This is a genomic window from Patescibacteria group bacterium (assembly GCA_028716045.1).
Lineage (GTDB): Bacteria > Patescibacteriota > Patescibacteriia > JAQUQO01 > JAQUQO01 > JAQUQO01.
In genome coordinates this window covers 1-3,909 of record JAQUQO010000002.1, presented here as the reverse complement: position 1 = coordinate 3,909, position 3,909 = coordinate 1, and the positions used below count along the sequence as shown (strand labels likewise).

The 3,909-nt window shown below is 65.9% G+C and carries 5 protein-coding genes; all 5 read right to left on the bottom strand.

From position 1 onward, the window contains the following. The coding region (locus PHG22_04690; GenBank protein ID MDD5491044.1) for a DEAD/DEAH box helicase at positions 1–1,619 on the bottom strand (1,619 nt) is incomplete at its 3' end. Beyond that, complete coding sequence (locus tag PHG22_04685) at positions 1,612–2,220, bottom strand: hypothetical protein (GenBank protein ID MDD5491043.1); 609 nt, start codon at positions 2,218–2,220, stop codon at positions 1,612–1,614. The genes PHG22_04690 and PHG22_04685, both read right to left, overlap by 8 nt. A gap of 44 nt (positions 2,221–2,264) precedes the next feature. Then, positions 2,265–2,723 carry a hypothetical protein gene (locus PHG22_04680; protein ID MDD5491042.1) on the bottom strand — a complete coding sequence of 153 codons (459 nt, stop codon included), beginning with the start codon at positions 2,721–2,723 and terminating at the stop codon, positions 2,265–2,267. After that, positions 2,707–2,928: a hypothetical protein gene (locus tag PHG22_04675; GenBank protein MDD5491041.1), complete on the bottom strand. Its 222-nt coding sequence runs from the start codon at positions 2,926–2,928 to the stop codon at positions 2,707–2,709. Before PHG22_04675 ends, PHG22_04680 begins: the two co-directional genes overlap by 17 nt. A gap of 9 nt (positions 2,929–2,937) precedes the next feature. Next, positions 2,938–3,909: DNA polymerase (locus PHG22_04670; GenBank protein MDD5491040.1), on the bottom strand; the 972-nt coding region annotated here is incomplete at its 5' end.

Genomic DNA, 3,909 nt, shown 5'->3' with positions numbered 1-3,909 from the left:
GCGTCGATCGTGATCAGCATGACCTGCAGCGCTCCCGACCGGAAGCGGTCGAGCGCGACCTGCCGGTCGTACTCCGACACGTCGCCGACGATCCGGCCGTACGGGATCTTAAGCTTGTCGAGCCGCCGCTGGGCGAGCGCGAGCAGCTTCGCGTGCTGTGCGGCGATCACCAGCGGCTTGCCGCCGCTCTCGTCGATGATCTCCTCCATCGCGTCGAGCTTCGGCGACGGCTCGGTCGGCGTCACGACGCATCTCCAGCGACGTCGGCAGCCGACCGCGTGCTCCGCCCACCCGAGACGACGACACTCGCAGCGGTCCTTGTCGGTCGTCTCCGGGGTCTCGACCCACTCGACGTCTGCGTAGGACGACGCGAGCTGCAGCATGCGGGTGTTCTTCACCAGGTTGTCGGCGACCGTTAGCGGCGTGCCGTCCGCCATCAGCGTCGTAAGACGCGAGTCGAGCTCGTCGTACGCCTTGCGCTGCTTCGGCGTCATCTCCACCCAGCGGGTGGAGCGCACCTTCGCGGGAAGCTGCGACAGCACAAGTGCCTTCGGCGTCCGACGGTATCGTGTGTCGAGGATCTTGAAGAACTCGTCCCGGGTCTGCGGGTTGATGCCGATGATGTCGAGACCGCCGAACGCGTTCCAGCTTTGAAGAGCATAACGATCGACGTACTTCGACCTGTTCGGGTACTCGTCCGGCGCGACGAAGTGCATGATGGACCAGAGATCGCCGACGTGGTTCGCGATCGCGGTGCCGGTGAGAGCCCAGCGGGTCACGACCGTTGGATCGTGTCCGACCGCCCACACGGCGCGGGTCTGCTTCGACTTCGGCTCCTTGATCCGATGCGCCTCGTCCAGGATCACCGTCTTGAAGCCGAAGCCGTTGAGCTCCTTGCGATGCACCTCACACCGCGTCGCCGTCAGCGTCTCGTCGCCGTGACGCGGGTCACACTCGCGGCAGCGCGCCAGCCGCATCGAGCCGTACGGCGCGAGGCGAGACAGTAGCCGCACCGCCTCGATGTTGATGATCACAAGGGCGAACGGGTCGCCGGCGGCCTGCTCGATGATCTTACGCCGGCCCGCCGCTCCGCCGGTGACGACGTACGGCGTCGCGTACCGGTGGTACCGGTCCGCGTGGCGCTCCCACGACCGCTTCACCGAGTTCGGACAGATTACCAGCGCGGGCAGCGCCTCGGGTCCGAGCGCCGCGAGTGCCTGCATGGTCTTGCCTACGCCCATGTCGTCGTTCAACAGCGCCGAACCGGCCGCGGTGAGAAACCGTGCGCCGCAGACCTGGAAGTCGTAGGGCTCGACGTCGGACGTCAGCCAGACCTTCCGGTCGAACAGCGCCGACGCGTCGACGAGCGCGCGCAGCTCCAGGGTCGGCCTGATCCGACGCTCGAACTCGTCGAGCGACCAGCGCGTCAGCCTCGGTCCGACCTCCAGGAGGTCGCCGAAGATCCCACGGAGCTGGACGCACGCCGCCCAGGTAAGCGGCGTGGTCCAGATCTTCTCGTCGGGATCCCAGCGAGAGCCGGGAACGAGCTTTACCTGCTCCTTGTCCGTGGAGCGCGTCGTGATCCGAATGACGCCGTCGCCGAGCTCGATGCTAGGCAAGGTCAGGCACCTCGTCCTCGTCCTCGTCCTCGTCCTCGTCCTCGTCCTCGTACTCGTCCTCGTCCTCGGCGTCGAGATACGCTTCGAGCTCCGCCTGGTGCCGCCGCTCGAGCTCCCGCTTTAGCGGGGTGTCCCACTCGACGGTGAGCGCGTGGCTGCCGCAGTCCGCGTACTCGACCGTGGCGCTCGCCGGGACGCCGTAAGCGTCCATGACGCGCCGCAGCTCCTCGAAGGTCGGGTAGCACGGTATCACGTAGTAGTTCTCCGGCGGCTCGAGATGGTCGAAGAACGTCAGCATCTGAAGACGCCACGACCCGCGCTCTTGCTCGTGCGCCGTCGGTGGCAGCAGCTCGCCCGGCGAGTATGACACGCACGGCACGTGCTTGAGGCCGAACCGCTCGACGCCGGCCTTCTCGGCCGACTCGTACTGGAACGCCCACTGGTTGTCGAAGATGCGCATCATCTGCTCGCGCGCCGCGTCGGGCGAGGTGGCGGTGACAGTGGTGTAGTGGTCCGCGAGCGACGCCCCGGTCCGCGGGTGCACGTGCCCCGCCCCGAACGTAAAGTACCAGGTACGCTCAAGCGGGCTGCCGCTTCCCATAAGAGTGGTCATCTTTCGTCCTCCGTCTCTAGTCGCCGTACCGACTAGATAATCGTACCAGGTTCGAGCCGCGACGCAAACTCGTGCGGAAAGGTCTGCTGGTACGCGAGGGCGACCTGCGCGGCGGCCTTGTTGCGGTGGTCGCCGCCCGGAGACCACCAGCCGAGCGTCCGGAGCACCTCACGGTTGCCGCAGCGCTGGGCGTCCGACGCACCCTGCAGCACGAACGTCGCGCGGTGCGCGTGCGCCAACCAGCGGCACACGCCGATGATCTCCAGCGCGTCATACTGGCGGCTGAGCTTCACGGTGCGCTGGGTGATGTTGTACCGTTCCACGGCGACCACCGCCGATCGATCGCCGCGCAGCCGCAGCATACGTGAGATCTTGTCACAGGCCTCGAGCGGCGTCGTGTCGACCGACATAAAATCGTCGTCCAGCATCCAGGCCAGACCGGTGGCCTGGCCTGGATCGACGCCGATGATGAGCCTAGGCGTGTCGGACATCGGTCGACACGGCCACGATGCCGAGAAGGTCTACGACGTGTGACAGCGTCTTGTCATCCTGCTCGGTCTCCAGCTTGACGGCGAAGTCGTCCACGTCGACGACCTGCCCGCTGAACCTGATCCCGCGGTCGAGCGTCACGCAGACCACGTCGCTGGTCTTAACGTTCTCCAGTATCTCACGCCAGTACTCGTGTGCCTGAGGCACGTGCTCCTCCTAAGCTGTCTTAACCCAGTCCCTTTTCTTGCCCCACCTATGACCAAACGCGATCTCCGCGCGAACCGGCACCGAGAGCAGCGTGTCGTCGTTCATGACCTTCTCGAGCATGTGCGCCACGTCGAGGACGTGCTCTCCCGGGACGTCGAGAATGACCTCGTCGTGCACCGTGGCGATCATCCACGGCCCGAGTCCCGCGTTGTCCAGCTCGACGAGCTTCATCTTGTTGATCTCGGCGGCCATGCCCTGGATCTTGTAGTTCGCCAGCGCGTACTCCTTGCCGCTGTCGCCAACGTACCGCCGGTTCGTCAGCAGCGACCGCACCGCCGCCTGGCCGGTCTCGAGCTTCTCGAAGCTGGCCTCCTGGATGATGGACTGCTGCCAGCGCAGGACGCCAGGGTAGAGCGCGTTCCAGCGGCGGAAGAACTCGCGCGCCTCCGCCTCGCTGACGCCCGCGGTCAGCGCGAACTTGCGGATGCCCGCGCCATACACGGTGGCGTAGCCAGCGTTTTTTGTCACACGTCGTCGGGGATCCTTCTTGTCGATGGTCTCGTCGTGGTAGATGGCGCGCGCCAGCGTCACGAAGAAGTCCTCGTCGCCGTGGAACGCGGCGATCATGTGCTCGTCCTCGGACAGGTGCGTAAGGATTCGCATCTCGATCTGTGCGAAGTCGCAGAACATCAGGCAGCCGTGCTCCACCGCGTCCCGCTGGGTGAAGCCCTCGGCGTCGAACTTGAGCAGCAGCTCCGGCGAAACGTAGCGCGACGTGATGCAGTTGCGCACCGCGTCGGCGAACTTGTTCGTCCCGAGGCGCGGCACGTTTTGCAGGTTCGGTGAGTCGCACGACATGCGCGAGGTACGCGCGCCGAGCGTGTTGAACGATGGGTGCACGTACGGATGCGCGTCGGTGGTCTCGTTTAGGTAGAACTTGAGGTACGTCGAGGCCATCTTCTGTGCCTGCCGGCGGCCGAG